The 5,593-nt window shown below is 66.1% G+C and carries 5 protein-coding genes; 2 read left to right on the top strand and 3 right to left on the bottom strand.

All coding sequences use genetic code 11. The features are described from left to right. The 3 genes from ACLFQI_RS10980 to glgX form a co-directional block, all read right to left on the bottom strand. A partial coding sequence (locus ACLFQI_RS10980) for a hypothetical protein (protein WP_410759297.1) occupies positions 1-222 on the bottom strand: 222 nt, incomplete at its 3' end. 14 nt (positions 223-236) lie between these two features. Next, on the bottom strand, positions 237-1,253 hold the full coding sequence (gnd, locus tag ACLFQI_RS10985; RefSeq protein ID WP_410759298.1) for a phosphogluconate dehydrogenase (NAD(+)-dependent, decarboxylating): 1,017 nt from the start codon (positions 1,251-1,253) through the stop codon (positions 237-239). Positions 1,254-1,336: 83 nt separating this feature from the next. After that, the gene (gene glgX / locus ACLFQI_RS10990) at positions 1,337-3,409 is read right to left on the bottom strand and encodes a glycogen debranching protein GlgX (protein WP_410759300.1); all 2,073 of its coding nucleotides are present in this window, start codon (positions 3,407-3,409) and stop codon (positions 1,337-1,339) included. A 291-nt stretch (positions 3,410-3,700) separates the two neighbouring features. On the opposite strand from glgX, the gene ACLFQI_RS10995 reads away from it, so the two are divergent. After that, positions 3,701-4,273, top strand: coding sequence for an NUDIX hydrolase (locus tag ACLFQI_RS10995; RefSeq protein ID WP_410759302.1), 573 nt, complete (start codon positions 3,701-3,703; stop codon positions 4,271-4,273). Positions 4,274-4,504: 231 nt separating this feature from the next. Further along, positions 4,505-5,512: a hypothetical protein gene (locus ACLFQI_RS11000; RefSeq protein ID WP_410759303.1), complete on the top strand. Its 1,008-nt coding sequence runs from the start codon at positions 4,505-4,507 to the stop codon at positions 5,510-5,512. The last annotated feature ends 81 nt before the right edge of the window (positions 5,513-5,593 follow it).

The raw sequence follows: 5,593 nt of genomic DNA on the forward strand, positions 1-5,593 counted from the left end.
CCCACGGTGCTCGACGCCGACCGACTCGGCCACGGTGATCTGCACGTGGTCGATGTGGTTGCGGTTCCAGAGCGGCTCGATGAAGCTGTTGGCGAAGCGGAACACCATGATGTTCTGCACCGTCTGCTTGCCCAGGGTCAGGTCGCCGCCGGCGCCGAAGATGATCATCGCGTTCGGCGGCGCTGGTGGCGCGGTGTTGAAGCCGGTGTGGTTCAGCGACATGCTTTGCGGTTCCATCAGGCCTCCGGCTTCTCGTGGTGACCGCCGAATTGATAGCGCATCGCCGACAGGATCCGATTGGCGAACTCGGCCTCGCCGCGCGAGCTGAAACGGTCATAGAGCGCGGTGGTGAGCAGCGGCGCCGGGGTGCCGGTCTCGATCGCCGAGATACTGGTCCAGCGGCCCTCGCCGGAATCCGAGACGCGACCGCCGAAGGTCTTCAGCTCGGGATCCTCATGGAGCGCGTTGGCGGTCAGGTCCAGCAGCCAGGACGAGATCACCGAGCCACGCCGCCAGACCTCGGCGATGCGCGGCAGGTCCATCGCGTATTGGTAGTATTCGGGATCGGAGAGCGGCGCGGTCTCGGCATCGACGGCCTGATCGCCGCGTCCGACGCCGGCGTGCTTGAGGATGTTCAGGCCCTCGGCATAGGCGGCCATGAGGGCGTACTCGATGCCGTTGTGGACCATCTTGACGAAATGGCCGGCACCGTTCGGCCCGCAGTGCAGATAGCCGAGTTCGGCGCGGTCAGGCTCGCCGCGCCGGCCCTGGGTGCGCTCGATGTCGCCGGCACCGGGGGCGAGCGCGGCGAAGATCGGATCGAGGTGCTCGACCGCCTGGGCGTCGCCGCCGATCATCAGGCAGTAGCCGCGCTCGAGGCCGAAGACGCCGCCGCTGGTGCCGCAGTCGACGAACTGGATGCCGTTGGCATGCAGCCGCTTGGCGTGGCGGATGTCCTCCTTGTAGTAGGAGTTGCCGCCATCGATGATCATGTCGCCGGCTTGCAGATGTGGCTCGAGCCGATCGATGACGGTGTCGACCACGGCCGCCGGGACCATCACCCAGGCCGCGCGCGGCGGGCTGAGCTTGGCGCAGAAATCGGCGATGTCGCGGCTGCCGGTCGCGCCCTGTCGTTCCAATTCGGCGACAGCTTTGGGGTCGGTGTCGTAGACGACGCAGTCGTGGCCGGCGCGCATCAGTCGTTGCACCATGTTGGCGCCCATGCGCCCGAGGCCGATCATTCCGAGTTGCATGTTTGAGAGTCCTCGCTGTCGTGGTGGCTTACGGAAAAGGACGGAGACCCCCCGGCCGAGACCTGGGGGCAGGCCGCGATCGTTCAGCGCGCTTCGAGCACCACGACGGTGCGGGCCTGCGCCCGGATGCCGTCGCGCTCAAGGCGCTGCTGATCGGCGGGGGCCCAGATGTAGGGGCTCTGCGCGGTGTCGATGGCCAGGAGCCAGCGCCGGCCCGGCAGCGGCGGCAGCGCGAAGTCCTGGGGCTCCTTCCACATGTTCATGATCACATGCAGGTGCGGCGCGTCCGGCTCGAGTCCGGCCAGGGTAAAGGCGAGCACGCGGGCCCCCGGGTCATCCCAAAGCGGCGCATCGAGCTTGGTGCCATGCCAGCGGATATCCGGGATACCGCCCTCGTGCTCCGGCTCGCCGGTGAGGAAATGGTTACGCCGCAGTGTCGCGTGCCGCTGGCGGAAGGCGATCATGGCGCGGGTGAAGTCGAGCATGGCGCGGTTCTCGTCGGCCAGCCGCCAGTCGATCCAGGACAGTGCGTTGTTCTGACAATAGGTGTTGTTGTTGCCCTGCTTGGTGCGCAGCAGCTCGTCGCCGGCGAGCAGCATGGGCACGCCTTGGCTGAGCAGCAACAGCGCCATGAAGTTGCGCGCTTGCTGTTGCCGCAGCGCTTGGATCTTGGCGTCGTCGGTGGCGCCTTCGACACCGCCGTTCCAGCTGAGGTTATGGTCATGACCGTCACGATTGTCCTCGCCATTGGCCTGGTTGTGCTTCTCGTTGTAGCTGACCAGGTCGTTGAGCGTGAAGCCGTCGTGACAGGTGATGAGGTTGATCGAGTTGGCCGGGCGTCGGCCGCGGCTCTCGTAGAGATCGCTGGAGCCGGCGATGCGGGTGGCGACATCGCCGATGAGGCCGCCATCGCCGCGCACGAAGGCGCGCATCACGTCGCGATAATGGCCGTTCCATTCGGCCCAGCGAAAGCCGGGGAAGTCGCCGACCTGATAGAGACCGGCCGCATCCCAGGCCTCGGCGATGATGTGCGCGCGCCCGAGTTCGGGCGAGAGTTCGATCGACCAGAGCACTGGCGCATGGTGTTCCGGGTTGCCGTCCTCGCCGCGCGCCATGGCACTGGCGAGATCGAAGCGGAAACCGTCGACGTGCATGTCGTGCGCCCAATAGTGCAGCGAATCGATCAGGAAGCGGGTGACCAGCGGATGGTTGCAGTTGACGGTGTTGCCGCAGCCGGTGTAGTCGCGATACTGGCTGCGGTCGTCGAAATCGAGGTGGTAGAAGACCTCGTTGTCCATGCCCTTGAAATTGATCAGCGGGCCCTCGGCGTCGCCTTCGGCGGTGTGGTTGTAGACCACATCGAGGATGACGCCGATGCCGGCGCGATGCAACGCCTTGACCATGTCGCGAAACTCATCGCGCGCGCGCCGCGGGTCGCAGGCATAGTGCGGATGCGGCGCGAAGAAGCTGTGCGTGCTGTAGCCCCAAAAATTCTCCAGGCCTCGTTGCGCGGTGTTCGGCGGCACGTCTTGCAGATCGAAGGCCATCACCGGCAGCAATTCGATATGGGTGATGCCCAGCTCGGTGAGATAGGGGATCTTCTCGGCGATGGCGCGGAAGGTGCCGGGATACTGGGTGTCCGCCGAGGGATGACGGCTGAAGCCACCGACATGCAGCTCGTAGATCACTGCCTCGGTGAGCGGCACATGCAGATGCCGGTCGCCCTCCCAGTCGTAGTCGTCACGGATCAGCAGCGAGCGCATCGCGGTGGCGAGGTTGCTGCCCGGGCGACAGGCGGCGGCGCGGTCCCAGAGCCGGTCGCTCACCGTCGTACACCAGGGGTCGAGCAGCAGCTTGTCCGGATCGTGACGGCAGCCGCTGTCACGGGTGTCGTTCGGACCGTCGATGCGCCAGCCGTAACAGATGCCGTCCGGCAGGTCTTCCACGAGCACATGCCAGAAGAAGAAGGTGCGATTGACACGCGGGTCGAGCGCGATGACCTGGAACGGCTCGTGGCTGTCCTCGTGCTCGAACAGCAACAGCTCGACCTGGGTGGCATGTCGCGAGAAGCAACAGAAATTGACGCCGTTGTCGGCGAAGGTGGCGCCGGAGAGGCCCCAGTCGCCGGCTTGAGTAGGATAATGCGGTGCGGCCATGGAACGAGGATTCCCAGTCGGTCGAAGGCGGAGTCGGATGCGATGCGCGCGGGCGCCGGTGCGCTGAGGCCCGCATGCTGGGGCCCCATGGTAATGGCTCGCGAGCACGGCGGATATGGCCGCTCGACCTGATTGCCGGACAACCCTGACCCAGAGGCTCCGATCCCACGCGAGGTTCGGCTCCGGGCGTCAGGGCGAATGGCGATAGGTCGGCATCATGACGCGTGCGCGGAGTCTTCGGATGCAAACGCGTAGAATGTCGATGAATCAATCCGTGTTTGAGTGTCACTGATGCGATATTGCAGCCAATGTGGGGCGGGCGTCACCCTGCGGGTGCCCGAGGGCGACAACATGCCGCGGTACGTCTGCGCCCAGTGCGGCACCATCCACTACCAGAATCCGAAGATCGTGGTCGGTTGTCTTCCGGAATGGGAGGATCGGCTGCTGCTGTGCAAGCGCGCCATCGAGCCGCGTTATGGGCTGTGGACCCTGCCGGCGGGGTTCATGGAGAACGGCGAGACGGTGCAGCAGGGCGCGGCGCGCGAGACCCTGGAGGAGGCCGAGGCGCGGGTCGAGGTCGGCGCGCTCTACGCGCTGTTCAATCTGCCGCACATCAATCAGGTCTACATGCTGTTTCGCGCGCGCATGCTCGCGCCCGAGTTCGGGCCGGGCAGCGAGAGCCTCGAGACCGAGCTGATGCGCGAGTCCGAGATCCCCTGGGACGAGATCGCCTTTCCGGTGATCCATGAATCCCTGCGGCTCTACTTCCGCGATCGCGCCGCCGGGCATTTTCCGCTGCGCGCCGGCAGCATTTGGCGCCTCGAAGGGCCGGAACGCCGCTATGAGGTCAGCCTTGAAGGCTGAATCAAGTTTTCCCGCTGATGACCGATAGATTCAGGAGTCGATCGGCTCCATTATCATCGCCTTGAACGGCGCGAGGTCATCATGAGCGTTGTCAGCAGTGAATTGTCTCTGTCATCCAGTCACAGCTATCGCCGCACTGAAACCACGAGCGAACGTTTGCGGATCAGTGCTCGCTCTCGCGCCGTACCGATCGCGTCGGCGCCAGACCGGGGCCGAGGAGCGAGCGGGCGCGTGCTGATCTCGGTCCAGGGGCAGGCGCGCGCGGCCGCAGAGATGGCCGCGCTCACCACCGAGGACCCGGCCGCCAAGGATCGGATCAAAGGCGAGACCGGCGGCGAGATCGGCGGCGAGACCGGCGCCGACTGCCTGGAAACCGCGATGGAAGAGGCGCGCAAGGATCCTGCCAACCAGTTGCTGATTGCCTTGGTCGAGTATCTGAGCGGCCGCTCGCTCAGCCTGTTCCGGCTCGAGGCGGCTGCGCCCGAGAGGCTGCCGGAGGAACTGGCCAAGGAGCCGGCCATCGACGACGGTCAGCGCATCCGGGTGTCGATGCGTGCGCCGGCGCCGGCATTCTCGCTCGACTACGCCCGGACCCATGCGCTCGAAGAACATGAAGCGACCACCTTCTCCGCGCGCGGCGTGATTCGCACGGCGGATGGCGCCAGGGTCCGCTTCGACCTGCGCCTCGAGATGCAGCGTTCCTATCGCGAGGAAAGCCATGTGGAGATCCGCATGGGTGCTTCGGCCCAGCGTGAAGACCCGTTGGTGATCAACTTTTCCGGGAGCGCGGCGCAGCTGCGGGATCAACGCTTCCAATTCGATCTCAATGCCGATGGCGAGCTGAGCGCGCTGCCATTGCTCGCGCGCGGCAGTGGTTATTTGGCCTTCGACCGCAACGGCGACGGACGGGTGAACGATGTCTCGGAGCTGTTCGGCGCCCTCAGCGGCGACGGCTACGCCGACCTGAAGGCGCTGGATGCGGATGGCAATGGCTGGCTCGATGCCGCCGACGAGGCCAGCGAACAGCTCTACCTGTGGCTGCCCGAGAGCGGCGGCGACGGCAGGTTGCTGACGCTCGAGGAGGCCGGCATCGCGGCGATCTCCACCGCCAACATCGCGACCCCGTTCGAGCTGCGCGGTCGGCACAACGCCGACCTCGGCGCCGTGCGGGCCACCGGCCTCTATCTGAGCACCGAGAATCGGGTCGGCACGACGCAGCAGATCGATCTGAGTGTGTGAGCCGCGCGCGATTCAACCTCGAGATGGCAACCGCCGGCCCAGGGTTCCGGGCCGGCCTCTGCTCGGCCTTGGCGCGCTCGC

The organism is Halochromatium sp. (genome assembly GCF_046541315.1).
Classification (GTDB): domain Bacteria; phylum Pseudomonadota; class Gammaproteobacteria; order Chromatiales; family Chromatiaceae; genus Lamprobacter.

Excerpts from the sequence above, each read along its gene's own strand:
- gnd (WP_410759298.1), bottom strand. The coding sequence starts at position 1,253 with ATGCAACTCGGAATGATCGGCCTCGGGCGCATGGGCGCCAACATGGTG.
- glgX (WP_410759300.1), bottom strand. The coding sequence starts at position 3,409 with ATGGCCGCACCGCATTATCCTACTCAAGCCGGCGACTGGGGCCTCTCC.
- ACLFQI_RS10995 (WP_410759302.1), top strand. The coding sequence starts at position 3,701 with ATGCGATATTGCAGCCAATGTGGGGCGGGCGTCACCCTGCGGGTGCCC.